Source organism: Flavisphingomonas formosensis (genome assembly GCF_009755815.1).
Taxonomy (GTDB): Bacteria; Pseudomonadota; Alphaproteobacteria; order Sphingomonadales; family Sphingomonadaceae; genus Flavisphingomonas; species Flavisphingomonas formosensis.
Map to the genome: position 1 here is coordinate 179,747 of NZ_WRPK01000003.1, position 25,112 is coordinate 204,858.

24 protein-coding genes and 1 tRNA gene are annotated in these 25,112 nt (G+C 66.9%); 19 read left to right on the forward strand and 6 right to left on the reverse strand.

The window, feature by feature from the left end:
• Window positions 1–58 precede the first annotated feature (58 nt).
• The 5 genes from GQY20_RS10280 to GQY20_RS10300 all read left to right on the forward strand — a co-directional run bounded on the left by GQY20_RS10280 (window position 59) and on the right by GQY20_RS10300 (window position 5,672).
• The gene (locus GQY20_RS10280) at window positions 59–820 is read left to right on the forward strand and encodes an SDR family NAD(P)-dependent oxidoreductase (protein ID WP_157216990.1); all 762 of its coding nucleotides are present in this window, start codon (window positions 59–61) and stop codon (window positions 818–820) included.
• On the forward strand, window positions 817–1,995 hold the full coding sequence (locus GQY20_RS10285) for an acyl-CoA dehydrogenase family protein (RefSeq protein WP_157216991.1): 1,179 nt from the start codon (window positions 817–819) through the stop codon (window positions 1,993–1,995). The genes GQY20_RS10280 and GQY20_RS10285 overlap by 4 nt, the downstream gene beginning before the upstream one ends.
• A complete protein-coding gene (locus GQY20_RS10290; protein WP_157216992.1) occupies window positions 1,992–3,059 on the forward strand; it encodes a phosphotransferase in 1,068 nt (355 codons plus the stop codon). The genes GQY20_RS10285 and GQY20_RS10290 overlap by 4 nt, the downstream gene beginning before the upstream one ends.
• Window positions 3,060–3,128: 69 nt before the next feature.
• Window positions 3,129–4,289, forward strand: coding sequence for an acetyl-CoA C-acetyltransferase (locus tag GQY20_RS10295; RefSeq protein WP_157216993.1), 1,161 nt, complete (start codon window positions 3,129–3,131; stop codon window positions 4,287–4,289).
• Window positions 4,290–4,541: 252 nt separating this feature from the next.
• The gene (locus GQY20_RS10300; protein ID WP_157216994.1) at window positions 4,542–5,672 is read left to right on the forward strand and encodes an aminotransferase class I/II-fold pyridoxal phosphate-dependent enzyme; all 1,131 of its coding nucleotides are present in this window, start codon (window positions 4,542–4,544) and stop codon (window positions 5,670–5,672) included.
• A gap of 36 nt (window positions 5,673–5,708) precedes the next feature.
• Here the strand turns inward: GQY20_RS10300 and GQY20_RS10305 are convergent, their stop codons facing one another.
• Entirely contained in the window at window positions 5,709–6,167 is a 459-nt protein-coding gene (locus GQY20_RS10305) for a MarR family winged helix-turn-helix transcriptional regulator (protein ID WP_157216995.1), read from the reverse strand.
• Window positions 6,168–6,253: 86 nt separating this feature from the next.
• Here GQY20_RS10305 and hmgA point away from each other — a divergent pair, with 86 nt between their 5' ends.
• Window positions 6,254–7,534, forward strand: a complete 1,281-nt coding sequence (hmgA, locus tag GQY20_RS10310; RefSeq protein WP_232476015.1) for a homogentisate 1,2-dioxygenase — start codon at window positions 6,254–6,256, stop codon at window positions 7,532–7,534.
• Window positions 7,535–7,571: 37 nt separating this feature from the next.
• The gene (locus GQY20_RS10315) at window positions 7,572–8,402 is read left to right on the forward strand and encodes an MOSC domain-containing protein (protein WP_157216996.1); all 831 of its coding nucleotides are present in this window, start codon (window positions 7,572–7,574) and stop codon (window positions 8,400–8,402) included.
• A 123-nt stretch (window positions 8,403–8,525) separates the two neighbouring features.
• On the opposite strand, the gene GQY20_RS10320 is transcribed toward GQY20_RS10315, so the two are convergent.
• Window positions 8,526–9,374, reverse strand: coding sequence for an SMP-30/gluconolactonase/LRE family protein (locus GQY20_RS10320; RefSeq protein ID WP_232476016.1), 849 nt, complete (start codon window positions 9,372–9,374; stop codon window positions 8,526–8,528).
• Window positions 9,375–9,602: 228 nt separating this feature from the next.
• Between GQY20_RS10320 and GQY20_RS10325 the strand changes: the two genes are divergently transcribed.
• From GQY20_RS10325 to GQY20_RS10370, 10 genes are all read left to right on the forward strand, one after another.
• Window positions 9,603–10,040 carry a nuclear transport factor 2 family protein gene (locus GQY20_RS10325; protein WP_157216998.1) on the forward strand — a complete coding sequence of 146 codons (438 nt, stop codon included), beginning with the start codon at window positions 9,603–9,605 and terminating at the stop codon, window positions 10,038–10,040.
• Window positions 10,041–10,312: 272 nt separating this feature from the next.
• A complete protein-coding gene (locus GQY20_RS10330) occupies window positions 10,313–11,479 on the forward strand; it encodes an acyl-CoA dehydrogenase family protein (protein WP_157216999.1) in 1,167 nt (388 codons plus the stop codon).
• A 22-nt stretch (window positions 11,480–11,501) separates the two neighbouring features.
• On the forward strand, window positions 11,502–11,939 hold the full coding sequence (locus tag GQY20_RS10335; protein ID WP_232475987.1) for a cupin domain-containing protein: 438 nt from the start codon (window positions 11,502–11,504) through the stop codon (window positions 11,937–11,939).
• Between the two features lie 125 nt (window positions 11,940–12,064).
• Complete coding sequence (locus tag GQY20_RS10340) at window positions 12,065–13,399, forward strand: hypothetical protein (RefSeq protein ID WP_157217001.1); 1,335 nt, start codon at window positions 12,065–12,067, stop codon at window positions 13,397–13,399.
• Between the two features lie 111 nt (window positions 13,400–13,510).
• Window positions 13,511–13,894, forward strand: coding sequence for an OsmC family protein (locus tag GQY20_RS10345; protein ID WP_157217002.1), 384 nt, complete (start codon window positions 13,511–13,513; stop codon window positions 13,892–13,894).
• 12 nt (window positions 13,895–13,906) lie between these two features.
• Window positions 13,907–15,184, forward strand: a complete 1,278-nt coding sequence (locus tag GQY20_RS10350; protein ID WP_157217003.1) for a bifunctional alpha/beta hydrolase/OsmC family protein — start codon at window positions 13,907–13,909, stop codon at window positions 15,182–15,184.
• A 165-nt stretch (window positions 15,185–15,349) separates the two neighbouring features.
• On the forward strand, window positions 15,350–16,387 hold the full coding sequence (locus GQY20_RS10355) for an SGNH/GDSL hydrolase family protein (protein ID WP_157217004.1): 1,038 nt from the start codon (window positions 15,350–15,352) through the stop codon (window positions 16,385–16,387).
• Window positions 16,387–17,646: a GDSL-type esterase/lipase family protein gene (locus tag GQY20_RS10360; protein WP_198350901.1), complete on the forward strand. Its 1,260-nt coding sequence runs from the start codon at window positions 16,387–16,389 to the stop codon at window positions 17,644–17,646. Before GQY20_RS10355 ends, GQY20_RS10360 begins: the two co-directional genes overlap by 1 nt.
• On the forward strand, window positions 17,647–19,056 hold the full coding sequence (locus GQY20_RS10365) for an MBOAT family O-acyltransferase (protein WP_157217006.1): 1,410 nt from the start codon (window positions 17,647–17,649) through the stop codon (window positions 19,054–19,056).
• A 10-nt stretch (window positions 19,057–19,066) separates the two neighbouring features.
• Window positions 19,067–19,420 carry a hypothetical protein gene (locus tag GQY20_RS10370; protein WP_157217007.1) on the forward strand — a complete coding sequence of 118 codons (354 nt, stop codon included), beginning with the start codon at window positions 19,067–19,069 and terminating at the stop codon, window positions 19,418–19,420.
• Between the two features lie 25 nt (window positions 19,421–19,445).
• On the opposite strand, the gene GQY20_RS10375 is transcribed toward GQY20_RS10370, so the two are convergent.
• From GQY20_RS10375 to moaA, 4 genes are all read right to left on the reverse strand, one after another.
• Window positions 19,446–20,036, reverse strand: a complete 591-nt coding sequence (locus tag GQY20_RS10375) for a cell wall hydrolase (RefSeq protein WP_157217008.1) — start codon at window positions 20,034–20,036, stop codon at window positions 19,446–19,448.
• Window positions 20,037–20,399: 363 nt separating this feature from the next.
• Window positions 20,400–20,474 (reverse strand) — tRNA-Asn (locus GQY20_RS10380).
• 67 nt (window positions 20,475–20,541) lie between these two features.
• Complete coding sequence (locus GQY20_RS10385) at window positions 20,542–21,315, reverse strand: NAD kinase (protein ID WP_157217009.1); 774 nt, start codon at window positions 21,313–21,315, stop codon at window positions 20,542–20,544.
• Window positions 21,312–22,331, reverse strand: a complete 1,020-nt coding sequence (gene moaA / locus GQY20_RS10390) for a GTP 3',8-cyclase MoaA (protein WP_157217010.1) — start codon at window positions 22,329–22,331, stop codon at window positions 21,312–21,314. The genes GQY20_RS10385 and moaA overlap by 4 nt, the downstream gene beginning before the upstream one ends.
• 167 nt (window positions 22,332–22,498) lie before the next feature.
• Between moaA and GQY20_RS10395 the strand changes: the two genes are divergently transcribed.
• Together GQY20_RS10395 and GQY20_RS10400 are read left to right on the forward strand one after the other, a co-directional pair.
• The gene (locus GQY20_RS10395; protein ID WP_232475988.1) at window positions 22,499–24,538 is read left to right on the forward strand and encodes a putative bifunctional diguanylate cyclase/phosphodiesterase; all 2,040 of its coding nucleotides are present in this window, start codon (window positions 22,499–22,501) and stop codon (window positions 24,536–24,538) included.
• 69 nt (window positions 24,539–24,607) lie between these two features.
• Entirely contained in the window at window positions 24,608–25,069 is a 462-nt protein-coding gene (locus GQY20_RS10400; protein ID WP_157217011.1) for a nuclear transport factor 2 family protein, read from the forward strand.
• Window positions 25,070–25,112: the final 43 nt, after the last annotated feature.

Here is a 25,112-nt window from a genome sequence, read left to right on the forward strand (position 1 = left end):
TTTCCGTCGCCCCGCGCAGGCAGGGGCGATGCATGGATATGATCGAGGGAGGACGTTGATGGATTTGGCGGGTGTAGCGGCGATCGTCACCGGCGGGGCGTCCGGCCTCGGCGGGGCGACCGCGAAGATGCTGGCGGCGAGGGGGGCGAAGGTCGCGATCTTCGATCTCAATGCCGAGGCGGGGCAGGCGCAGGCGGACGCGATCGGCGGCGCCTTTTTCACCGTCAACGTGACGGATGACGACAGCGTCGCCCAGGGTATCGCGGCTGCCGAGGCGGCCCATGGCGTGGCCCGGATCCTGGTCAACTGCGCGGGCGTCGCGCCGGCGATCAAGACGGTCGGCAAGGAGGCCAAGCCGCATCCGCTCGACGCTTTCCGCAAGGCGGTCGAGATCAACCTCGTCGGCACGTTCAACGTGCTTTCCAAATTCGCCGCGAAGCTCAGCGAGGCCGATCCGATCGGCGAGGAGCGCGGCGTGATCGTCAACACCGCCTCGGTCGCCGCCTATGACGGGCAGATCGGGCAGGCGGCCTATGCCGCGTCGAAGGGCGGCGTCGTCGGCCTCACCCTGCCGGTCGCGCGCGATCTGGCGCAGCACAAGATCCGCGTCGTCACGATCGCACCGGGCATCTTCCTGACGCCGATGCTGATGGGCTTGCCGCAGGCCGCGCAGGACAGTCTCGGCACGCAGGTTCCGCATCCCAGCCGGCTCGGCAAGCCGGAGGAATATGCCCAGCTGGTCGAGAGCATCATCGCCAATCCGATGCTGAACGGCGAAGTCATCCGCCTCGACGGCGCCATCCGGATGGCTCCGCGATGAGCGGCGTCGGCCCCGAGAAGACGGCGGAGATCGCCGCGAAGGTCGAGGCGTTCGTCCGCGACGTCGTCATTCCCTACGAGAAGGATCCGCGCCGCGACCATCATGACGCGCCGACCGACGAGCTCGTCTGGGAGATGCGCGAGAAGGCGCGGGCGGCCGGAGTGCTGACCCCGCACATCCTGCCCGATGGCAGCCATCTCTCGCAGCGCGAGACGGCGATCGTCCTGCAGAAATCCGGCCTCTCCATCCTCGGCCCGCTCGCGGTGAACACCAACGCGCCGGACGAGGGCAATATGTACCTGCTCGGCAAGGTCGGCAGCCCCGAGATCAAGGAACGCTTCCTGAAGCCGATGGTGGAAGGGCGCGCCCGCTCGGCCTTCTTCATGACCGAGCCGGCCGCGGACAATGGCGCGGGCTCCGATCCATCGATGATGCTCACCACCTGCCACCAGGACGGCAATCACTGGGTGATCAACGGCCGCAAGGCGTTCATCACCGGCTGCCAGGGCGCAAAGGTGGGCATCGTCATGGCCAAGTCGGCAGACGGCGCCTGCATGTTCCTGGTCGACCTGCCCGATCCGGCGATCCGTATCGAGCGCATCCCCAACACCATCGACAGCTCGATGCCCGGCGGCCACGCCGTCGTCACCATCGACAATCTGCGCGTGCCGGCGGACCAGATGCTGGGCAACAGCGGCGAGGGTTTCCAATATGCCCAGATCCGGCTCAGCCCGGCGCGCCTGTCGCATTGCATGCGCTGGCACGGCGCGGCGACCCGCGCGCAGGAGATCGCGACGGCCTATGCCTGCAAGCGAAAGGCGTTCGGCAAGACGCTGATCGATCATGAGGGCGTCGGCTTCATGCTGGCCGAAAATCTGATCGACCTGAAGCAGGCCGAGCTGATGATCGACTGGTGCGCCGGCGTGCTCGATACCGGATCGCTCGGCACGGCCGAAAGCTCGATGGCCAAGGTCGCCGTGTCCGAGGCGCTGATGCGGGTCGCCGATCGCTGCGTGCAGGTGATGGGCGGCACCGGCGTCACCCAGGACACCATCGTCGAGCAGGTGTTCCGCGAGATCCGGGCCTTCCGCATCTATGACGGTCCGACCGAGGTGCACAAATGGAGCCTCGCCAAGAAGATCAAGCGCGATCAGGCCAAGGCCGAGGCGCAATGAGCGGCGCGGCCGCGGAAAATGCCGGCACGACGGCGGTCCGCGAAGGCTATGGCTTCGATGCGGGGCGGTTGTCCGAATGGATGGCCGCCCATGTCGAGGGCTTTGCCGGGCAGCTGTCCGTCGAGCAGTTCAAGGGCGGACAATCCAATCCCACCTATAAGCTGGTGACGCCCGGCCGCTCCTATGTGCTGCGCCGCAAGCCGCCGGGGCAGCTGCTCAAGGGCGCGCATGCGGTGGAGCGCGAGGCCAAGGTGCTGAGCGCGCTGGGCGGCGCGGGCTTTCCGGTGCCGCACGTCCACGGCCTGTGCACCGACGACGATGTGATCGGCACCTGGTTCTACGTGATGGACATGGTGGACGGGCGCATCGTCTGGGACGCGACCTTCCCGGACGTCGCCCGCACCGACCGCGCGGCCCATTTCGACGCGATGAACGAGACGATCGCGCGGCTGCACAGCATCGACTATGCCGCGATCGGCCTCGCCGACTATGGCCGGCCGGGCAATTATTTCGAGCGGCAGATCGCCCGCTGGTCGCGCCAGTATCTGGAGGATGCCGATGCCGGCCGCGATTCGCATCTCGACCGGCTGATCGAATGGCTGCCCGCGAACATTCCGGCGGGTGACGAGACCAGCATCGTCCATGGCGATTTCCGCTGCGACAACATGATCTTCCACCCCCGCGAACCGCGCGTGATCGCGGTGCTGGACTGGGAGCTGTCGACGCTCGGCCATCCCGGCGCCGATTTCGCCTATCACGCGATGATGTATCGCGTGCCGCCGCATATCGTGGCGGGGCTGGGCGGGGCGGACATCGCCGCGCTCGGCATTCCGAGCGAGGCGGATTATCTCGCCGCCTATTGCCGGCGCACCGGGCGCGACGGGATGCCCGGCTATGATTTCTACGTCGCGTTCAACTTCTTCCGCCTCGCCGCGATCTTCCACGGCATCAAGGGCCGCGCGATCCGCGGCACCGCCGCCTCGGCGCAGGCGCAGGAGCGCGCGAAGGTCTTTCCCGAACTCGCGGCCCTGGCCTGGCAACAGGCGGTCCGCGCGGGTGCATGATCTTCATCCTCTCCAGCAAAGCTGGGGAGGACGACGGTTTCCTATCATTCCATCTGAAGGAGCGTGAATATGGCTGAGGCCTATATCGTCGAGGCGCTGCGGTCCGCGGGCGGCAAGCGCAAGGGATCGCTGGCCGGCGTGCATCCGGCCGATCTCGGCGCAGCCGTGATCAACGGGCTGCTCGATCGCACCGGGATCGATCCGGCTGCCGTCGAGGATGTGATCACCGGCTGCGTCACCCAGATCGGCGAGCAGACCTTCGCGCTCGGCCGCAACGTCGTGCTCGCCTCGAAGCTTCCGGACAGCGTGCCGGCGGTGACCATCGACCGGCAGTGCGGCTCCTCGCAACAGGCGATCCAGTTCGCCGCGCAAGCGGTGATGAGCGGCACGCAGGACGTGGTAATCGCCTCCGGTGTCGAGAGCATGACGCGCGTGCCGATGGGGTCGGCGGTACGGCTGGCGGCCGAGGCGGGGCTCGGCACCGGGCCGTGGAGCGATGCGATCAAGCAGCGCTACGGCGTCACCGAGTTCAGCCAGTTCGTCGGCGCGCAGATGATCGCCGACAAATATGGCTTCACCCGCGAGCAGATGGATGCCTTCGCGCTCGCCAGTCACCGCAAGGCCGCTGCGGCGATCCAGGCCGGCGCGTTCAAGGAGGAGATCGTGCCCGTGCTCACTGAGCATGGCGTGTTCGACCAGGACGAAGGCGTGCGCTTCGACGCGTCGATGGAGGCGATGGCGGCGGTGAAGCCGATCAGCGAGGGCGGCACGCTCACTGCCGCCAATGCCAGCCAGATGACCGACGGCGCCTCGGCGACGCTGATCGTCAGCGAGCGGGCGCTGAAGGCGCACGGCCTCAAGCCGCTCGCCCGCATCCACAATCTCACCGTCACTGCCGGCAATCCGGTGATCATGCTGGAGGAGCCGATCCCGGCCACCTTCCGAGCGATCGAGCGGGCTGGCATGAAGCTCGACGATATCGATCTGTTCGAGGTCAACGAGGCCTTCGCCTGCGTGCCGCTGGCCTGGCTCAAGCAGACCGGCGTCGATCCGGCGAAGCTCAACGTGAATGGCGGCGGCATCGCGCTCGGCCACCCGCTGGGTGGCACCGGCGCCAAGCTGATGGCGACGCTGACCCACGCCCTGAAGGCGCGTGGCCTGCGCTGGGGCCTGCAGACGATGTGCGAGGGCGGCGGCATCGCCAACGTCACGATCATCGAGATGGTGTGAGATGCTTGTTTCCCCCTCCCTGCAAGGGAGGGGATTCACTCATCGTTGATGAAAGCTTTTCGCCTCTTCGTCACCCCAGCGGAAGCTGGGGTCGCTCTGTGCAGTCATCCGGCTGCCTGTCGAGAGTGATGCCAGCTTCCGCTGGCATGACGGGGAAAATGCGACACGAACCGATGCGTGAATCCGATAGCGAAGCGGGAGAGGGCAACAGGTCGAGTTGCCTCCACGTCCCGTGCCCGGTAAGCGCCCGCGATGACCGCCGAGATCGATCCGTTCCACGCCATCGCGATCAGCCGGACTGCCCATCGGCTGGGGGCAGAAGGCCGCTCGATCATCCATATGGAGTTTGGCCAGCCTTCGACCGGCGCGCCGGCCGCGGCGATCGCGGCGGCGCATCGCGTGCTGGAAAGCGATCCGATGGGCTATTGGGAAAGCCCGAAGCTCAAGGAGCGGATCGCAGCGCTCTATGACGAACGGCACGGCATCGCGGTCGATCCCGAGCGGATCATCCTGACTTGCGGCGCATCGCCCGCTTTCGTGCTGGCGCTGTCCTGCCTGTTCGGCCCAGGTGCGCGGGTGGCGCTCGCCCGGCCGGGCTATGTCGCCTACCGCAACACGCTGAAGGCCCTCCACATGGTGCCGGTGGAGCTGCCCTGCGGCGAGACCGAACGGTTCCAGATCAGCGCACGGGCGGTCGAGGCGCTGGAGCCCGCGCCCGACGGGTTGATCGTCGCCAGCCCGGCAAACCCGACCGGCACGATCCTCTCGCGCGCGGAGCTGGCGGCGATCGCTGCGGTCTGCCGCCAGCGGGGCATCCGGCTGATCTCCGACGAAATCTATCACGGCCTCAGCTATGTGGGTCCGGCCGCTTCGGCGCTGGAGGAGGAACCGGACGCGCTGATCGTCAACAGCTTCTCCAAATATTTCAGCATGGCAGGCTGGCGGCTCGGCTGGCTGGTGGTACCGGAGGCGCTGATCGAAGCGGCGCGCGCGCGGATGGGCAATCTCTTCCTGACGCCGCCTTCGCTCGCCCAGCATGCCGGGCTGATCGCGATGGATTGCCGCGACGAGCTGGAAGGGCATGTCGCAAATTATGCGCGCAACCGGGACCTGCTGCTCGCCGCGCTGCCCGGCATGGGCCTGCGCCGCATCGCGCCGCCCGACGGCGCCTTCTATATCTATGCCGATATCGGCCATCTCACCGACAACAGCATCGCCTTCTGCACCCGGCTGCTGGAGGAAACCGGCGTCGCGACCGCGCCGGGGGTGGATTTCGATCCCGTCGAGGGGCGCCATTTCCTGCGGATCAGCTTCGCGGTCTCGACCGACCGGGTGGAGGATGCGATCGCGCGCATGGCGCCCTGGTTTGCGGCAAGGGGTTGATTCCGCCGGTCCTGCGCTGGCAGGGGCGACGGCGGATCACATCGGATCGCCATCCTCCAGCGCCGTCGTCTCCAGTCGCTCCAGCAGGACGAACAGCTTCGCGACGTCATCCGGGCTGAGTCCCGCCAGCATGCGCTGCTCGAGCTCGAGGGCCTTGGGCACGACCTTTTCGTAGAGCGCCCGTCCGTCGGCGCTGAGCGCGAGCAGGCGGGAGCGGGCGTCATGCGCGTGTGGGGTGCGCTCGACGAGACCGCGCGTCACCAGCGCGATCGCCGCGCGGCTGACCGTCACCTTGTCCATGCGCGTGCGCTGGACCAGCGCCTGCTGCGTCACCGGACCGCTTTCCGCCAGCACCGCGATCAGCCGCCATTCCGGGATGCGCAGGCCGAACAGCGCCTGATAGGCGGTGGCGATCCGATCGCTCACCAGATTGGCCGCCACCGACAGCCGGTAGGGCAGGAAGCGATCGAGGCGGAGTTCGGCAGGCCCGTCCATGCAGCGAGGAGCTATCATTTGACAGCAAATGCGCAACTGGCGATATAGTAACAAATGAAACTAATTGAGGATGCGAGATGACGGGCATGATGTCTGGCTTCGGCAATCATTTCGCGAGCGAGGCGGTGCCGGGCGCCTTGCCCGTGGGGCGCAACAGCCCGCAGAAGGTGCCGTTCGGCCTTTATGCCGAACAGCTTTCGGGCAGTGCCTTCACGGCGCCGCGCGCGGACAATCTCCGCTCCTGGCTGTACCGGCTGCGGCCGTCTGCCGATCATGGGCCGTTCGAAGCCTGTGCGGGAGCGCCGCTGCTCCGTTCCGCGCCGTTCGACGAGGTGGCGCCGAGCCCCAACAGGCTGCGCTGGGATCCGCTGGATATCCCCGCGGCGGCGACCGATTTCGTCGATGGGCTGGTGAGCTATGGCGGCAATGGCGATGTCGGCGCGGGGCGGGGCATCGCCATCCACGGCTATGCGGCGACCGCGTCGATGGAACGGCGCGCCTTCTTCTCGGCGGATGGCGAATTGCTGATCGTCCCGCAGCAGGGCGCGCTGCGGCTGCGCACCGAATTCGGCATAGTCGCGGTGGGGCCGCTGGAGATCGCGCTCGTCCCTCGGGGCGTGCGGTTCCGGGTGGAGCTGCCGGATGGCGCGGCACGCGGTTATGTCTGCGAAAATTACGGGGCGCCGTTCCGCTTGCCCGATCTCGGCCCGATCGGCGCCAACGGCCTCGCCAATCCGCGCGATTTCGAGACGCCCACGGCCTGGTTCGAGGATGTCGAGGCGCCGTTCGAGCTCGTCCAGAAATTCCAGGGTCGGCTGTGGCGCACGATGCTCGACCGCTCGCCGCTCGACGTGGTGGCATGGCACGGCAATCTCGTGCCGCGGCGCTACGATCTGAGGCGCTTCAATACGATCAACACGGTCAGCTTTGATCATCCCGATCCCTCGATCTTCACGGTGCTGACCTCGCCCAGCGACACGCCGGGAACGGCCAACTGCGATTTCGTGATCTTCCCGCCGCGCTGGATGGTGGCGGAGGAGACCTTCCGGCCGCCCTGGTTCCACCGCAACGTGATGAGCGAGTATATGGGCCTGATCGAGGGCAGCTACGATGCCAAGCAGGGTGGTTTCCTGCCCGGCGGCGCCTCGCTGCACAACCAGATGAACGGCCACGGGCCGGATCTCGCCAGCTATCGCGCCGCGGTGGCGGCGGAGCTCGCGCCGCATCGGATCGAGGGGACGATGGCCTTCATGTTCGAGAGCCGCCACGTGATCCGCCCCACGCGCTGGGCGATGGAAACGCCGCTGATGCAGGCGGATTATGATCATGTCTGGGAAGGCTTTCCGAAAGCGGTCCTGCCCGGCTGACACTTGCATTCCCGCGGCGCGCGGGCCTTATGAGGGCATGCGCGTCACCAGCCTTCACCGCTATCCCGTCAAGAGCCTGCAGGGCGAATCCCTCGAGGCCGCGGCGATCGAGCGGACCGGGCTGGCGGGCGATCGGCGCTGGCTGGTGGTCGATGCCGCGGGCCGCTTCGTGACGCGGCGCGAGCGGCCGCAAATGGCCGGAATCACCGCGCTGCCGGCCGGCGACGGCCTCGTGCTGCGCCACGCCGGGCGGGAGTTGCACGTCGCCTGTCCGGGGCCGGATGCGGCTGCGGTGGAGGCGACGGTGTGGCGCGATCACGTGCCCGCACGGCTCGCTTCGCAGGAAGCGGCGGACTGGCTCAGCGAAGCGCTTGGGGCGAAGATGCACCTCGTCCACATGGCGGATCCCGATGTACGGCGGGTGGACGCCGCCTATGGCGCGCCGGACGATCGGGTGAGCTTCGCGGACGGTTTCCCCGTGCTGCTCACCAGCCAGGGATCGCTGGCCGCTCTCAATGCCCTGCTGCCAGAACCGATGGTGATGCGGCGCTTCCGGCCCAATATCGTCGTCGAAGGGGCGGATGCCTGGGTCGAGGACGAATGGCGGCGGCTGCGGATCGGCATGATGACGTTCCGCGTGGTCAAGCCCTGCTCGCGCTGCGTGATCGTGACGCAGGATCCGGACAGCGGTGACGCCGGCCAGGGCAACGAGCCGCTTGCCACGCTGCGCCGGATGGGCCGCATGGCGAAGGGCGGGATCATGTTCGGCCAGAATCTGATCCCCGATGAAGTCGGTGAGATCCGGATCGGCGACGTGGTGGAGCCGCTCGAGACCGGCCCGTCCAACCTCGTTCGCCCTGTCGCCTGAGCGGGGCCGCGGCACCGCCACAATCTTTCACGGACAGCGCGCAGCGGCTTCCCCCGCTGATGCGTGGCCAGAGCCAGGAGATCATGGCGTCGCCCGCGCGCTGCCGCGCGCAGACGGGTCTGCTCAGCCGCGGAAGCGGTGCATCGGCAGGCCGGCGACGCCCGGCTCGAACGCGAAGACGAGGCCGTCGTCGGGGCCGGGCGGGGTATCGTCGAAGGGAAGCATCGAGGTGATGAAGAGCGTCTCGAGCCCTTTGCCGCCGAAGGAGACGCTCGCCGGAAAATCGACCGTCATCGGGATCCGAAGCGCGATGCTGCCGTCCGGCGCGAAACGGAGGATCTGGCGCCCGCCCGCCATGGCGACCCAGAGATGGCCGTCCGCATCCACGGCGCTGCCGTCGGGCGAGCCGTCGCCCGCGCCGAACGTCGCGAAGCTGCGCCGGTTGGAGATGCTGCCCGTCTCCACGTCATAATCATAGGCGAAGATGCCGCGCCCGCTGTCGCAATAATAAAGGATCGTCTCGTCCGGGCTCCAGCCGATGCCGTTGGAGATGATCACGCCCTCGTCCATGCGGTGGAAGCTCAGGTCCGGATCGAGCCGGTAGAGGGCGCCGGTGGGCGAGCGATAGTCCGGCGCCATCGTACCGATCCAGAGCCGGCCCCGGGAAGCGCAGGCGCAATCGTTGAATCGCTCCCGCTCGACGTCGAACAGGGGCAGTGGAACGTCTCGCTCGCTGCCGTCCTCCTCGCGCAGGGCGAGCCGGCGGCGATAGGACATGATGCGGCCGCCCTGTTCGCGATAGGCGAAGCCGCCGGGCTCGCCGGGCAGTGGCTCGCGCCGGAGGTCGGATCCGTCCGGCAACGCGGATGACTGTGTCTCGCCCAGCACGTCGATCCAATCGATGCGTCCGGTTCGCTCGTTCCAGAGCGGATTTTCTCCCAGCCGGTCGGGCTGTGCGGGGAAACGGCGCATGGCGGTCAAGGCATCCTCCGTGTCGTTTTGAGCGGGCACACCATGATGGTGCGATGCGCGGCGAGTTCAATCATGGGTTACGCGATTCCGCAATGCCGGGCGCTTCGATCGGCGAAATCACACAATGGATCGCGGTTGCTCCACATCATCATTGCTGTAGGAGTTTGCGTCGAACCGCCACGATCGCGAGTCAGGTGCCGACACCGGCACGAGAGAGGAGAGTGCGAAATGCCCACGACGCCGGATCAGGTCCGCCATGCGCTGGAGCAATATATCAAGGCCTGGGGCAGCAAGGACAAGGAATTGCTTCTGTCCCTGTTCGCCGAGGATGGCACGCTGGAGGATCCCGTGGGAACGCCGGCCTTCAGGGGCCATGCCGGCATCGGCGGCTTCTGGGATTTCGCGCATCAGGGCAAGGGGCGGCAGGTGACGCCGCGGCTCGAGGAAATTCGCGCCTGCGGCAACCAGGGCATTTTGCGCTTCACCATGGAGGTGCGCATCCCCGACAAGAAGCAGGGCCTCAACCTCTCGATCATCGAGCATGCCGAGTTCGACGATAACGGCAAGATCAGGCATCTGCGCGCCTTCTGGGACGAAAGCTCGGTCTCGGCGCCCGAAGGCTGGGACCTGTTCGCGCCCAATATCGAGGAAGCCTACGCGCAATAAGCGCCTGCGGGCAATATCCGAGATTGTCTATAGCCGAGGGACTGCGTGCGAACGGTCCTCATCCTCCCCAGCTTTGCTGGGGAGGGGGACCAGCCGAAGGCTGGTGGAGGGGAAATGCCGAACAGTGGCCGAAGGCGCGCTCTTCAGCAGCCGCGCATTTCCCCTCCACCATGCTGCGCATGGTCCCCCTCCCGATCTTTGATGGGGAGGACGCAGGACCGTCGTTGATGTTGATATGGAATAGCCCCGCAGGGAAAGGGACGTAGCCCGTCATGGATTTCACACTGACCGACGACCAGCAGAGCATCCGAGACGCCATCCTGCGGCACTGCGCCCAGTTCGGCGACGAATATTGGCTGGAGAAGGATCGCGACGGAACCTTCCCGGAGGATTTCTACCGGTCGCTGGCCGATGCGGGCTGGCTCGGCATCGCCATGCCCGAATCCGTCGGCGGGTCGGGCCTCGGCATTCTCGAGGCGGCGCTGATGATGCAGGCGATCGCCGAATCCGGCGCCTGCATGTCCGGCGCCTCCTCGGTCCACATCAACGTCTTCGGGCTCGAGCCGGTGGTCATTTCCGGCACCGAGGAGCAGAAGGCGCGCATGCTGCCGCCGATGATCCGCGGCGAGGCCAAGGCCTGCTTCGCGGTCACCGAGCCCAATACCGGCCTCAACACCACTCAGCTCAAGACCCGCGCCGAGAAGAAGGACGGCGGCTATCTGGTCAAGGGCGAGAAGATCTGGATCTCCACCGCCCAGGTGGCGACCAAGATGCTGCTGCTCGCGCGCACCACGCCGCTGGAGGAGGTCAGGAAGAAGACCGAGGGCCTTACTCTTTTCTATACCGATTTCGACCGGTCGAAGATCGACGTGAAACTGATCCACAAGATGGGCCGCCACGCCGTCGATTCGAACATGCTGTTCATCGAGGATCTGTGGATCCCCGAGGCGGACCGGATCGGCGAGGAGGGGCAGGGCTTCAAGCTGATCCTCAACGGCATGAACCCGGAGCGGATCCTGATCGCCGCCGAGGCGATCGGCATCGGCCGCGCCGCGCTGGCCAAGGCATCGCGCTACGCCAATGAACGGATCGTGTTCAACCGGCCGATCGGCATGAACCAGGCGATCCAGCATCCGCTCGCCAAATGCTGGGCGCAGCTCGAGGCGGCGAACCTGATGGTGATGAAGGCGGCAAGCCTGTTCGATGCCGGCAAGGAATGCGGCGTCGAGGCCAATGCTGGCAAATATCTGGCGGCCGAGGCGGCGTTCGAGGCATGCCACACCGCGATCTCGACCCTGGGCGGCATGGGCTATGCCGCCGAATATCATGTCGAGCGCTATCTGCGCGAAAGCCTGATCCCGCGCACCGCGCCGGTGAGCCAGCACCTCATCCTGTGCCACATCGCGGAAAAGGCGCTGGGCCTGCCCAAATCCTACTGACGAACAGAGAAGGGAGATGCACGTGAAGCGGATCATCACCGAAAATGGTCCGGACGGACGTTCGCGCCTGCGCACCGTGGCAGATGTCGCGCCAATGGGCGCCATCTGGGAAACCAGCCCTCGGAACTGGCTGGGCGACGAACCCGACGGCAGTGCGCTTTCGCTCGATTTTCCGGTCGGCCATGTCGTCGCGCGCCACATCCTGATCCCGCCGGACAGCGAGATGGCGCCACTGCTCGCCGCCGGTATTCCGGGCCTCGACGAGAATGGCTTCCACAAGACGCCGACGATCGATTACTTGATCCTGATCGACGGGGAGCTCGTGCTGGAGCTGGACGAAGGCAGCGAAGCGCTGAAACCCGGCGACATCGTCGTCCAGCGCAACACCAACCACGCCTGGCGCAATCCGGGCACCACCCCGGCCACCTGCATCGCGATCGTGAGCCGCCCGGAAGCGTAAGCCGCTGCTTCGTCCTCTCCCGCAGGGGCAGGGCTATCGCATATGGCAGACAGCCGTATGGGCGAACTCCCCTCATATGCGATTGCCCTCCCGGCAATCCCTGCACCCATGCCAGCCTGGCTGTCATGACCGACTACAGCCCCGCCCTGATCCCCGTCGCCCGCACGCTCGCCGAGCGCGGCGCGCTCGACAAGGATCTCGCCACCGCCTTCGGCGTATCCTTCACGACCATCCGCGCCTGGAAGCAGCAGCATCCCGAATTCGCCGCCGCCTGCCGCCTGTCTCCCGAAGCGGCCGACGCCGCCGTCGAACGCGCGCTGTTCCGGCTGGCCACCGGCCATGACCGCGAGATCGAGCAGCTCGCCCTGAAGGACGGCGAACTGATCCGCACCACCGTCACCGAACATGTCCCGCCCAACGACAGGGCCGCCGCCTTCTGGCTGCGCATCCGCCGCCCCGAGCGCTGGGCCGCGCCGATGGTGATACGACGGGCCGGACCCGACGATCTCACGCCTACCGAAGAGACGCTCCGCGAGATCGAGCATGTCGCCTATGAGGCCTGGTGCGCTGCGATCGACGGCGAACCGGAGATGGCGGGCGACGCCGACACGTTCGCCCGCATCGACGCGCTCGCTCCTGCGGATGCTCCGGCCGACGATACCGATCCCCTCCAGTTTCTCGCCGATCATCCTCCCCCGCAGGGGGAGGGGGACCGTGCGGAGCACGGTGGAGGGGTTCCCGCGTATGACAGGCGACGCGCCCGCAGTGGAGGTGAGCCCCTCCACCAGCCTGCGGCTGGTCCCCCTCCCCCTGCGGGGGAGGATGAAATGGCCGAACCGACGGCAAGCGATACCCTCCCTCATCGCATACACCCCCCTCTGCCGGATCCGATCACCGCACCCCTCGTCGCACCCATCGACGCCGATCCGCCCGCACCCGTAGCGCGCTACGACCCTGCCTTCGTGCCCTTGGCCCGCGCGCTGGCCGGACAAGGCGCGCTCGACCGCGATCTCGCCCGCGCCTTCGGCGTCACCACCACCACCATCCGCCAATGGACGCTCCGCCACGCCGCCTTCGGCCAAGCCGTGCGCCTTCCCAAAGACGTCGCAGACGATGCCGTCGAAGCCGCCCTCTTCGCCCGCGCCACCGGCTACAGCCATGTTCGCGAGAAACTCCTGCGGAACGACGACGGCGACATCATCCGCACCCAGGTCCGCGTCGAGCAGCCGCCTTCGCTCACGGCCATCCTCTTCTGGCTCTCCCGCTGTCCCGACCAGCGCTGGTCACTGAACGCCCGCCCCGATCTCGACCCCGACGAAGCCGCCGCCCTCATCGCCGAGACCCGCGAACGCGTCGCCGACTATGATCTCCACCGCCGCCACTGGCGCACCCATGGCTGCGCCCCGCCGGGACGCGACGAGCCCGAGCCGCCCGAATGGCTATGGGATGAGGAGGAATGACGCGTCGATCGGACCCGGCACCTGTTCAACTATCCGCAGACCGGCCATGATGCTTTCTCTCCTCCCGCCAGTCTGACAAAGAGCGTTCCGATCAAGCGTCAGGAGCCGAACATGACCCACGGAACCGCGACCATCGGCCGCGATCGCTACGCCACCTCGATCGAGGTGAGCGGCTTCGAGATTCTCGCCGACGAGCCCGCGAAGCTCGGCGGAGCCGGCGCGGGGCCGGCGCCCTATGACCTGCTCCTCGCCAGCCTCGGCGCCTGCACCGCGATCACCTTGCGCATGTATGCCGACCGCAAGGAGTGGCCGCTGGACTCGGTGACGGTGACGCTGCGCCTGACAGGCGGATCGGAGGATCGCCGGATCGAGCGTACGATTGCGCCGGTGGGCGTGGATGGCGAGCAGGCGGCGCGTCTGGCGGACATTGCCGAGCGCACGCCGGTCACGCTGACGCTCAAGGCGGGCCTGCCGATCCACACCCAGCTCGCCTGACGGGAGCGCGCCATGCCCACCCGCATCTTCGATTTCGACAGTCCGGCCGGCTACAGGCTCTCGGGCCGCCTGGAGCTGCCCGAGGGCCGGACGCGCGGCTGGGCGCTGTTCGCCCATTGCTTCACCTGCGGCAAGGATGGGATCGCGGCGGTACGCATCGCGCGCGCCCTGGCCGCGCTCGGCATCGGCACGCTGCGCTTCGACTTTGCGGGGATCGGCAAGAGCGGCGGCGCGCTGGCGGAGAGCGGCTTCGGCGCCGATACGCAGGATCTCGTGGCCGCGGCCGAGGCGATGGCGGCGGACGGCATCGCGCCTTCGCTGCTGATCGGGCACAGTCTCGGCGGCGCGGCGGTGCTCTCGGCGGCGGTGGACATGCCTTCGGTGAAGGCCGTGGCGACGCTCGCCGCGCCGTTCGACGTCAGCCATGTCCTGCACCATTTCGATCCGGACGGCATTGCCCGGATCGAGGCCGAGGGTCAGGCGCAAGTGGCGCTCGGCGGACGGCCCTTCACGGTCAGCAGGGCGTTTCTAGACGATCTGCGCCGGCACGATCTCGGTGCGAGGATCGCGGCATTGCACCGCCCGCTGCTGGTGATGCACGCGCCGCTCGACGATGTGGTCGGCATCGACAACGCCACGCGCATCTTCCTCGCCGCGCGTCATCCCAAGAGCTTCGTCTCGCTGGACCGGGCCGATCATCTGCTCACCGATCGTGCCGATGCAGACCATGCGGCCGCGATGATCGCGGCCTGGGCCGCTCCCTATCTGCCGGCGCTGGACGAAACCCGCGGCGATGGATCGGAGCGCGACGTGGTGGCCGAAGAGACGGGCGGCGGCCGTTTCCAGGTGGCGATCCGCGCGGGCGGCATTCGTTTCCTGGCCGACGAGCCGGAGGCGGTCGGCGGGCTGGGATCGGGACCCACGCCCTATGACTTGCTTTGCGCGGCGCTTGCCGCCTGCACGACGATGACGCTGCGCCTCTATGCCGAGCGCAAGCAATGGCCGGTCGAGCGGATCCGCACGGCCGTGGGCCATATGAAGGAGAAGGGCATCGAGCCGCCGGATCTCTTCACACGGCGCATCGCGATCGACGGTGCGCTGGATGCGGAGCAGCGCGCGCGCCTCATGGAAATGGCCGATCGCTGCCCCGTCCACCGCACCCTGGAAGGCGGCGCCCGCTTCGAGACCGCATCGGGCGAGTCGCCGAGCCCCGCCGAACCGATCGACGCGCATGAAGAAGCGATGACGCGGATGGTGTCCGCCACGCTGGCGGATACCGCGCAGCGCTGACAGGCGCGGAGACGCAGCTTCCGGAAGCGCCAGTGCGCAAAAAAATATCGGCAATCGCGAAGGGATGTTAAACGCCGGCGATCGATTCTATCGATTGTCACCGTCTCGTCACATAACCCCGCGCGTATCAGGGACATCCCCTTGTTTTCCCAGGAAAATAACGATTTGCTCAGCTCCGGCGATTCCGATCCGCCGGAGGTCGCGACCGATTTCAGCGAAGAGCGTGCGCCGGCGCCCGGACGTGCGTGGCTGGTGCTCGATCGTACCGCCGTGCTGGTCGTGGGTCTGGTCGCGGGGTTCGCGGTTGGGCTGTCCTTCAACGGTCATCCTGGAGCGCCGACCGCCGAAACCGGCGCGAATGTGCCGGCTACGGACAAGACGCCCACGTCCGGTTCCGCGCCGGTCGCCACGGCCGGGCCGATTCTCGCCGATCCCGATGCACGGCCTGAGCTTGTCCAGCCGGTCGATCCGCGGGTCGTGAAGCGCGTCGCCGCGGATGGGCGGCTGCGCGTCGGCGTGTTCGGGGACAGCTTCGGCGTGGGCGTCTGGGATGGGATCTACCGGCAACTGCCGAAGGAAGACGGATTCGACGTGCTGCGCTTCGGCAAGGAGGCGACCGGCTTCACCCGCTATCGCTCGCTCGATCTCGAGAAGCGGGCGAAGGAGCAGCTCGCCGCGGATCCGATCGACGTCGCGGTGATCTGCTTCGGCGCGAACGACGCCTTTCCCTTCTATGCCGACGGCCATGTGCAGGAGCTGATGAGCGATGGCTGGAAGAAGATCATCGGTGATCGGATCGATCATTTCGTCGCGGCGGCGCGGTCGACCGGCGCATTCGTCTACTGGGTGGGTCTGCCGGTCATGCGCGATGCAGACATGGATAAGAACATGCGCGCCATGAACGCATTCTATGCCGCGCGGATGAAGGCTCTGGGCGTGCCCTTCATCGATACGCGCCCGCTCTCGGTGGACGCCGAAGGCAAATACAACGCCTATCTACCCAACCCGAAGACAGGCGAGCCGCAGCTGATGCGGACGCCCGATGGCCTGCACATGATCGGTGTCGGCTATCAGCGGATCACCGCCGGCCTCGTCGCGCGGATCAAGGCTTATGACGCGCGGGTGCGGCATGAGGCGGGGCGTGACCGGCCCGCCGCGACGGTGGCGGCGGTTGCGGGCAAGCCGGCGGGGGCGGCGCGCTGATGGCGGTCTGGATGGCAGCCGCGCTCCTGCAGGCGGCGATGGGCGGCCCTTGCGTCGAAGCGCTGTGCGACGCGGATCGCCTGTCGCCCGTCTTCCAGATGCTGGCCGAGACGCGGCAGACGCGCCGGCCAGTCCGCATCCTCCAGATCGGCGACAGCCACACCGCGGCCGATCAGGTCACCGGCAGTTGGCGGACGCTTCTGCAGAGCCGTTATGGCAGCGCCGGACGCGGCGTGCTGCCGCCGGGGCGGCCCTATGCCGGCTATCTGACCCGCGGGATCACCGCCAGCCAGTCGCCCGGCTGGTCGGTCAACGGCATTTTCGGCGCAGCCTATGATTCGGCGAGCAGCGTGCCGATCGGGCTCAGCGGCTACAGCCTCTCGACCTCCGTCGCGGGCGCTTCGATCGGGCTCAAGGCGGATTCGGTCGAATGGTTCGATCGTTTCACGGTTTGCGCGATGACCGGGCCGGGGGCGGGAGCGGTCGCGCTTTCGGCTGGCGCGATCAATGTGCGCTGGTCGCTCGATGCGCCGCGCGTCGAGCCGTCCTGCCGGACGATCGAGACGGGCAGCCTCACCGACACTGCGTTGCTGACCGTGGTGCAGGGGCCGGTGACCGTGACGTCCTGGTCCACCGAGGCGAGCGGACGGGGCGGCGTGCTCCTGTCCAATCTCGGCACGGTGGGCGCGCAGTTCATCCATTTCGGCCGGACGACCGATGCGGTGGTGACGCGCGAACTGGCCGAATATCGGCCGGATCTCATCGTCATCGCTTTCGGCACCAACGAGGCGTTCCGGCCGAAATTCTCGGCCGGCGAATATGATGCGGCGCTGCAGGCCAGCATCCGCCGGGTGCAGCGGCTCGCCCCCGGCGTGCCGATGCTGCTGATCGGGGCGCCCGATTCGTCGACGAAGCTGCCGGCACTGCAGAGCGGAGAGAGCGGTGTCTCCGCCGGCTGTGACGGCGAGCCGTGGCGGCCGACCGCGGCGCTGGCGACGGTGCAGTCGATCCAGCGCCGCCGCGCGCACCAGCTGGGCCTCGCTTATTGGGATTGGTCGTCCCGGATGGGCGGACGCTGCACCGCCAATGACTGGTCGCGCCGCGATCCGCCGATGATGCGTCCGGATCATGTGCATTTCAGCACCATGGGAGCGGCCGAGATCGCGCGGCGGCTCCAGCAGGATCTCGATGGCGCGATGGTGACTTTGGGGGGTACGGGCGTGACGGTTTCCGCCGCGCCCGGGGACGCGCGACGATAGATGCAATTTCCGACGCTGGGCTTCGGGCTCTTCTTTCTCCTCGTCTACGGCGTCGCCTGGGCGCTCAAGCGTTCGAACGAATGGCGCAAGATCGCGCTGCTCATGGCGAGCTGGTTCTTCTACGGGGCCTGGGACGGGCGCTTCGTGCTGCTGCTGTTCCTGTCCGCTTCGGGCAACTGGGCGATCGGACAGGCGATCGCCACGCGCAATTCGGAACGATCGCGCAAGGCGCTGGTGGCGCTGGGCGTGGCGCTCAATCTCGGCGTGCTCGCATATTTCAAATATGCGGGCTTCTTCTTCGAGCAGCTGGCGGTGCTGCTCCATCGACTGGACTTCGCGCGCGACGTGCCGCTGATGCAGGTGTTCCTGCCGGTCGGCGTATCCTTCTTCACCTTCCAGGCCGTCTCCTATCTGGTCGACGTCCATAAGCGCCGCGTGCAGGCGGCAAGCCTGCTCGATCTCTCGTTGCTCATGTCCTTCTTCCCGCATCTGGTGGCGGGGCCGATCGTCCGGGCATCCGATCTCCTGCCCCAGTTCCGCCAGACGCCGCGCCTCGATCGCGGAGCGGTGTCGGCGGCGCTGCTGCTGATCCTCTGGGGCATGTTCAAGAAGACGGTGATCGCGTCCGAAGTCGCGACCAGCCTCGTCGATCCGGCCTTCTACGATCCGCTCCACCGATCGAGCCTGGACCTGCTGTTCGGCGCCTATGGCTATGCCGTGCAGATCTACTGCGATTTCTCGGCCTATTCGGACATGGCGATCGGGCTGGCGGCGCTGCTCGGCTATCATTTTCCGCGCAACTTCGATCAGCCCTATCGGGCGCGCTCGCTGCAGGATTTCTGGCGGCGCTGGCATATCAGCCTGTCGAGCTGGCTGCGCGACTATCTCTACATCTCGCTTGGCGGCAACCGGAAGGGCAGGGTGCGCACCTATCTCAACCTGTTCGTCACCATGGTGCTGGGCGGGCTGTGGCACGGCGCGAACTGGACCTTCATCATCTGGGGAGCGCTGCACGGCAGCTGGTTGGCCATCGAGCGGATGCTGGTGCGGATGTTCAAACAGCGCGGCTGGTGGACCCCGCCCGCCTGGCTGGGGACGCTGATCACCTTCCACGTCGTGGTGCTGGGCTGGATCTTCTTTCGCGCACCGGGACTGCACGAGGCGATCGCCTATCTATCCGCGCTGGTGGCGGGAAACTGGCAGAATACGCTGGTGACGCCGCTGTCGCTGGCGCTCGTCCTGTTCGGCCTCGCGATCCATGCCGCGCCGCCGCGCGGTCTCCAGACGCTCGCCACCCATGTCCGGCGCTGGCCGGCGCCGGCGGTAGGCGCGGCCGCCGCGCTGCTGCTGCTGATCATCGACGCGATGCGGCCCGAAGGCATCGCGCCGTTCATCTATTATCAGTTCTGAGGGGCCGGAGATGACGACAGGGGCCGAGAAGGGTGAGATTGCCGAAGTGGGATCGCCGGTGGTCATCGAGGGGGATCCCGTCGCTCACCGCCATCCGCTGCGCTGGGCGAGCGTGACGATCGGCACGGCCGCGCTGCTGCTGGCGCTCACCAACGCGCAGGCGATTGCCGGCTGGTTCGACGAACTGACGCCGAGCGCCACCACGGAGCGGCTCCGCGAGCCGGTCGAAGGATGGAGCGCGCTAACCGCCGCCGTTGGGCTCGATGCCCCGCGAACCTGGTTGCGCGGACGCTGGAAGGCTGCGCAGGCGGCGCGGTTCGGGAAGGAAAAGCCGGGCGAGCAGGGCGCGGACGACGCGCCCTGAACGCCTCACCCGTCAGGCGCGCCGATCAGCGATAGAAGATGTGGTCGGCGATCTTCGCGACGCGCGTGCGCTGCGGCATGCTGGAACCGACGGCGTGGAAGAACAGCGCGCCGGGGACGACCTCTTCGCCTTCATTGTTGAGCGTGTCGGTCGCGATTTCCACCGCGTCGCTCCAGCGCTTGTTGGTGCGCGAGGGCTCATAGGCATCGACGTCGAAGAACTGGCCGCGCTGCTTGACGACGCTGCAGGCGTTGCTGCCGAAGCGGCCGTCCTTCATTCGGGTGCGGATGACCTGGGCGACGGCCACCTGGCCGACGCGCGGCTGGTTGCCGGCCTCATGCACGATCACCTTGGCCATGCATTCCACCTGCCGCCGGTCAGGCGTGGCGGAGCTGGCATCGGTGGCAACAGGGGCAAAATTGGAAGGATCGCTCGCCTGGCTGAGCTCGGAAGCTGCGGGAGTCTGATCGAAAACCGAAGGCACCATCTCGAGATGAGCTTGGGTGTTTGCCGGATTATGGCTGGGGACCGGTATGGCAGCCGGAGCCATGTTCGTGATCGCAATGCCGATCGTCAGCGGCACAACACTCATCATCACCGAAACGCGACGCGTCATTCTTGTTCATCACATATGCGCGAGGGCGCCCCAGCGCACAGAAACTGTACGCGGAAAAAGAAGCGCGCCGGGAATCCCCCACGTCTCGCCGTCATGCATTCCGCCATTGGAGTTTGGCATGGCGCAGCATGAGCGACTAAAAGTCGGGGGCGTCCTTACCAGCGTGATCCTCGAGGTCAAATCGGAATCGGCAAGCTGTTACGGAACAGAGACGAAGGTCCTGCGTTCGCGCGCGCTAAACGCCCAAGTCAATATGGGGCAGGCAAGAGAAAGCGAGCCGACGACGAAGCAAAGGGCAACTCGAAGCCGATCCTTGCTTCGAAGATAATTCCAGGTTTTTACGAGAAAAAACCGAAAGATGAGTGGCTCCCCGGGCAGGATTCGAACCTGCGACCATTCGATTAACAGTCGAACGCTCTACCACTGAGCTACCGAGGAACACTCTCTCGCCGTCGGGCGAGGCGCGCCTATAGCAGCGGGTTTTCAAGAAAGGCAAGGGCCTTTTCTAAATGACGAACTGCTCCATCGTCACGCGGTCATCGAGCGCATGTTCCGGGTCGAAAAGCAGGTGCAGCGGGCTGGTTCGATCGATCGCGACCTCGATCGTCGCGACGTCGCGCACCTCATGCTGGTCGGCCACGGCGCTGACCGGGCGCTTGGACGGATCGAGTACTCGAAAGGCGATACGCGTCCTTTCGGGCAGGATTGCACCGCGCCAGCGGCGGGGACGGAAAGGGCTGATCGGGGTCAGTGCCAGCATCGCCGAATCGAGCGGCAGGATCGGGCCCTGCGCGGAAAAATTATAGGCCGTCGAGCCGGCGGGCGTCGCAACCAGCACACCGTCGCAGACCAGTTCCGGGATCACGACGCGGCCGTTGACGGTGACTTCGAGCCACGCGGTCTGGCGCGTTTCACGCAGCAGCGAGACCTCGTTGATCGCGGGAATGGAATAGGTTTGGCCGTCGACGTCGGTCGCTTCCATGCGCAAGGGGGTCACGGTGAACTTGCGCGCGCGATCGATGCGGGTGTCGAGATCGTCGAGGCGCCATTCGTTCATGAGGAAACCGACGGTGCCGAGATTCATGCCGAAGACGGGAAGGATGCGGTGACGGTCCAGCATGGCATGCAGCGCTTGCAGCAGGAAGCCGTCGCCGCCGAGCGCGATCGCCATCTCCGCCTCCTCGATCGGGACGAAATCGCGCCGGCGCATGAGTTCCTCTGCCGCTGCCTGGGCCTGAGGAGTGGTAGAGGCGACGAGCGCCAATTGTTTTTCGCTCATCCGCCCGTGACGCTCATGTGCCGTTCGACCGCGGGCGCCGCGCCGCGCGCGTCGATGCGAAAGCCGTGGCGCAGCGGCTTGAGCGCCATCGCCTCGTCGAGCGCGGCGTCGATCGCGCCGGGAGTACCGCTCCGCAATGCCGCGCGCAGGTCGACCCGCTCGCCATGGCCGAGGCACATATAGAGCTTGCCGGTCGCGGTGACGCGGACGCGGTTGCAGCCGTCGCAGAAATTGCCGGTCAGCGGCGTGATGAGGCCGAGCCGGACACCGAGTTCCTCCACCTGCCAATAGCGCGCCGGACCGCCCGTCCGCTCGGCGAGAGGGGATAGGGTGAAGCGCTGCTCCAGGTCGCGCTTGACCGAGTCCAGCGGCAGATAGCGGTCGATGCGGTCCTCATCGACGCTGCCGAGCGGCATCGTCTCGATCAGGGTGAGATCATGGCCTTCGGCCGCGCACCAGCGCAGCATCGGTTCCACCGCGTCGTCGTTGAGCCCCTTGAGCGCGACCATGTTGATCTTGACCTGCAGCCCCGCCGCCCGCGCGGCCGCTATGCCCTCCAGCACCTTGGCGAGATCGCCCCAGCGGGTGACGTGGCGAAAGCGATCGGGATCGATCGTGTCGAGGCTGACGTTGATGCGCCGGATTCCGGCCTCATGCAGGGCCTCGGCATGGCGGGCGAGATGCGTGCCGTTGGTGGTGACGGTAAGCTCGTCCAGCGTGCCGTCGGCCAGATGCCGGCCGATCATCCGGGCGAGATCGGGCACGCCGCGGCGGATCAGTGGCTCGCCGCCGGTCAGCCGGATCTTGCGTATGCCGCGCGCGATGAAGGCGTCGGCCAACGCGGCAATCTCTTCCAGCGAGAGGATTTCGCTCCTCGGCTGGAAAGTCATCGCCTCCGACATGCAATAGCGGCAGCGCAGATCGCAGCGATCGGTGACCGATATACGCAGATAGCTGATCCGGCGGCCGAAACCGTCGGTGAGCCGTTGCGGGGGCGCTGACGCGTGCACGTCCATGACAGACAGCTAAGGTGCGGCGGCGCCGAGAGCAAGGGGCGCGGTATGTGCCCAAACGGCACAGGCGAGCGATCAAAGCATCGCTATCTGCGACCACAGGGTGGATTTGGCGGATTCCCCCTCCGTTTGAATCGCTCTAAGGATGCGCGGGGGAGGCTTGGCAAAGTTTGAGCAGCGCATCGACGCCCATCTTCATCTTGTCCTTCCGTCATCGCGACGAATTGGCTGGTATAGCCGAGCGACTGGGCTGGAAACCCATCGCCGCACGGCGCACCGAGGCAGCCGAACGCCGTTTCGTGGCAAGCGGCGCCAATATCGCTGTGGTGGATGCGCGCGGCGCGCTCGACGAAGGGCTGGCCGCGGTCCAGAGTCTCGCCGATGCGGTCGAGGCTAATGCTGCGGCTCTGCTGGTGCTGTTTCCGCGCCGCAGCACGCCCATGCTCGATGCCTTCTTCTCCGCGGGCGCAACCCATTATCTGACGAGCCCTTATAAAGAGGCCGAATTCGCCCAGTCGCTGCGCTTCGCGGCGCGCTACGCCGAACGGCTGGCGGGGGGACGCCAGGCGATCGAAGGGCGCACGGCGCTGATCGAGGCGCAGACCGGGTTCTGGCGCTGGCAGATCAACAGCGGTCGCGTCACGGTCAGCGAGACTCTGGCCGAGCGCTTCGGTCTGGCTCTCGACCAGAGCGGGACGGTGCCCATCGGCGATCTGCGGCTGCTCGTCGGCGAGGCTGCGGTCGATGCCGCCTGGATTGCGATGCAGAGGCTGCTCTCCGACCATCGGCCGACCGCTTTCGCGCATGATTTCGGCGGCGAGGAGGGGATCCGCATCGCGCATCACCTCCATCTGGAAGATGGCGGCCAGACAATTGTCGCCCGCGTCGAGGAGCTGGATGCGCCGAGCAGCGCACGCTTGCCCCGCAGCCGCGACCCGCTGACCGGTCTCGATGACGGGCCGAGCGCGCGGCGCTGGATGGGGGAGCGGATCGCCGACGGTGCGGGCATGGTGCTGCTGCTCGTCGCGATCAGCCGGTTCGATATGATAAACGCCGCATTCGGCCGTTCCGCGGGCGATGCCCTTCTTCAGGGGGTGGCGCGGCGGATCGAACGCATGGCGGGCAGCGGGCGGCAGCGGCTGATCGCGCACATGGCCGGCGCCGAATTCGCCATCGGCCTGCCGGCGCCGGCCACGACCGAGGAGGCCGGATTTCTCGCGCGCCGGGTCGTCGAAGCGATCGAACGGCCGTTCGCGGTCGGCGACCATCTGATCACCTTATCCTGCCGGATCGGTATCGCGGCAGCCGAAGGAGAGGGGGATGACGCCTCTGCGCTGCTCCGTCGTGCAAGCGCCGCGCTCGCCGATGCCAAGGCTGGCGAAGGCGACGCGATCCGGACGATGGATGCGGCGGGCATAGGCCGCGCGGAAACCGACAGCCGGCTGGAGATCGATCTGCGCCTGGCGCTCGACCAGGACGAGATCGGCATCCTGTTTCAGCCCCAGGTCTCGGTCACCACCGGCGAGATCACCGGGGTCGAGGCGCTGGCCCGCTGGCGCCACCCGCGCATGGGGGAACTCGGCGCGCCGGTCTTGTTCGCGGCTGCCGCACGATCGGATTTCCTCGTGCCGCTTTCGGCCCATGTCCAGCGCAAGGCGGTGACGATGGCGGCGCGCTGGCCTGCACCGCTGGCTGCTTTGCGATTGTCGGTGAATGTCACCGCAGCGGACATCGCCCGTCCCGATTTCGTCGAGCATTTCCTCGCCATGGTCGACGAGAGCGGCATGGATCGCGGCCGCCTGACCGTCGAGGTGACGGAAAGCGGATTGATCGAGGATCTGAACGCGGCGGCGGGGCTGCTCGCGCGGCTCAGGGCGTCGGGCCTGCGCGTCGCCATCGACGATTTCGGCACGGGCTATTCCAGCCTGGCCTATCTCAAGGCGCTGCCGCTCGATTATCTCAAGATCGACAAGCGCCTGGCGGAGGACATTACGGGATCGCCGCGCGATCGGGTGGTGGTGCGAGGCGTGATCGAAATGGCACGCTCGCTGGGCCTGGCCGTGGTCGCCGAGGGAGTGGAGACGGAGGAGCAGCTCGCGCTCCTGGCCCGTGAAGGCTGCAACTATTATCAGGGTTTCCTCTGCGCCCCTCCGGTCGACGCGGCGAAGCTGGAAAATCTTGTGAAGGAGCGCAATCGCGCCGCGCGCTGACGGCTCCCGCATTGCCGCCTCCTCCCGCCAGCCTTAGCCTTCGAGCCAGTATCGAGGAGAGGAAACGCCATGGCGACGCTGCAGGAACTGAACGACGAACGCGACATCAAACTGGTCTATTGCGCCTATTGCGACATCATCGACGCCAAGGATTTCGATCGGCTGACCGAGGTCTTCGCCCATGATGCGGTGCAGGACTATCGCTCCAATCTTGGCCCCGACGGGCTGATGCAGGGCACCGGGCCGCTCATCGCCGGCGCCAAGACGCATATGGGCGAGGGATCGAACTGCGGCGCGACGCACCACAATGTGATGAACTTCCGCATCCACGTCTCGGGCGATACGGCGACCGCCAAAGTCCATTATTATGCGGTCCATGTCGGTGCGCGGAAATATGAGGGCGCGATCTATTCGATGTGGGGCGAATATGACGACCAGCTCGTCCGCACGCCCCAAGGCTGGCGGGTGAAGAACCGGATGTACCGGAGCTTCTTTACCGAGGGGCCCTGCGTGACTTTCATGGACGGCTGATGCGAGGCTGCTGCCGCAATCTCGTCATCCCGACGGAAGTCGG

What these genes read in the sequence shown, in the direction of transcription:
- GQY20_RS10280 (WP_157216990.1), top strand. Translation starts at nt 59, where the DNA reads ATGGATTTGGCGGGTGTAGCGGCGATCGTCACCGGCGGGGCGTCCGGC.
- GQY20_RS10285 (WP_157216991.1), top strand. Translation starts at nt 817, where the DNA reads ATGAGCGGCGTCGGCCCCGAGAAGACGGCGGAGATCGCCGCGAAGGTC.
- GQY20_RS10290 (WP_157216992.1), top strand. Translation starts at nt 1,992, where the DNA reads ATGAGCGGCGCGGCCGCGGAAAATGCCGGCACGACGGCGGTCCGCGAA.
- GQY20_RS10295 (WP_157216993.1), top strand. Translation starts at nt 3,129, where the DNA reads ATGGCTGAGGCCTATATCGTCGAGGCGCTGCGGTCCGCGGGCGGCAAG.
- GQY20_RS10300 (WP_157216994.1), top strand. Translation starts at nt 4,542, where the DNA reads ATGACCGCCGAGATCGATCCGTTCCACGCCATCGCGATCAGCCGGACT.
- GQY20_RS10305 (WP_157216995.1), bottom strand. Translation starts at nt 6,167, where the DNA reads ATGGACGGGCCTGCCGAACTCCGCCTCGATCGCTTCCTGCCCTACCGG.
- hmgA (WP_232476015.1), top strand. Translation starts at nt 6,254, where the DNA reads ATGATGTCTGGCTTCGGCAATCATTTCGCGAGCGAGGCGGTGCCGGGC.
- GQY20_RS10315 (WP_157216996.1), top strand. Translation starts at nt 7,572, where the DNA reads ATGCGCGTCACCAGCCTTCACCGCTATCCCGTCAAGAGCCTGCAGGGC.
- GQY20_RS10320 (WP_232476016.1), bottom strand. Translation starts at nt 9,374, where the DNA reads ATGCGCCGTTTCCCCGCACAGCCCGACCGGCTGGGAGAAAATCCGCTC.
- GQY20_RS10325 (WP_157216998.1), top strand. Translation starts at nt 9,603, where the DNA reads ATGCCCACGACGCCGGATCAGGTCCGCCATGCGCTGGAGCAATATATC.
- GQY20_RS10330 (WP_157216999.1), top strand. Translation starts at nt 10,313, where the DNA reads ATGGATTTCACACTGACCGACGACCAGCAGAGCATCCGAGACGCCATC.
- GQY20_RS10340 (WP_157217001.1), top strand. Translation starts at nt 12,065, where the DNA reads ATGACCGACTACAGCCCCGCCCTGATCCCCGTCGCCCGCACGCTCGCC.
- GQY20_RS10345 (WP_157217002.1), top strand. Translation starts at nt 13,511, where the DNA reads ATGACCCACGGAACCGCGACCATCGGCCGCGATCGCTACGCCACCTCG.
- GQY20_RS10350 (WP_157217003.1), top strand. Translation starts at nt 13,907, where the DNA reads ATGCCCACCCGCATCTTCGATTTCGACAGTCCGGCCGGCTACAGGCTC.
- GQY20_RS10360 (WP_198350901.1), top strand. Translation starts at nt 16,387, where the DNA reads ATGGCGGTCTGGATGGCAGCCGCGCTCCTGCAGGCGGCGATGGGCGGC.
- GQY20_RS10365 (WP_157217006.1), top strand. Translation starts at nt 17,647, where the DNA reads ATGCAATTTCCGACGCTGGGCTTCGGGCTCTTCTTTCTCCTCGTCTAC.
- GQY20_RS10370 (WP_157217007.1), top strand. Translation starts at nt 19,067, where the DNA reads ATGACGACAGGGGCCGAGAAGGGTGAGATTGCCGAAGTGGGATCGCCG.
- GQY20_RS10375 (WP_157217008.1), bottom strand. Translation starts at nt 20,036, where the DNA reads ATGACGCGTCGCGTTTCGGTGATGATGAGTGTTGTGCCGCTGACGATC.
- GQY20_RS10385 (WP_157217009.1), bottom strand. Translation starts at nt 21,315, where the DNA reads ATGAGCGAAAAACAATTGGCGCTCGTCGCCTCTACCACTCCTCAGGCC.
- moaA (WP_157217010.1), bottom strand. Translation starts at nt 22,331, where the DNA reads ATGGACGTGCACGCGTCAGCGCCCCCGCAACGGCTCACCGACGGTTTC.
- GQY20_RS10400 (WP_157217011.1), top strand. Translation starts at nt 24,608, where the DNA reads ATGGCGACGCTGCAGGAACTGAACGACGAACGCGACATCAAACTGGTC.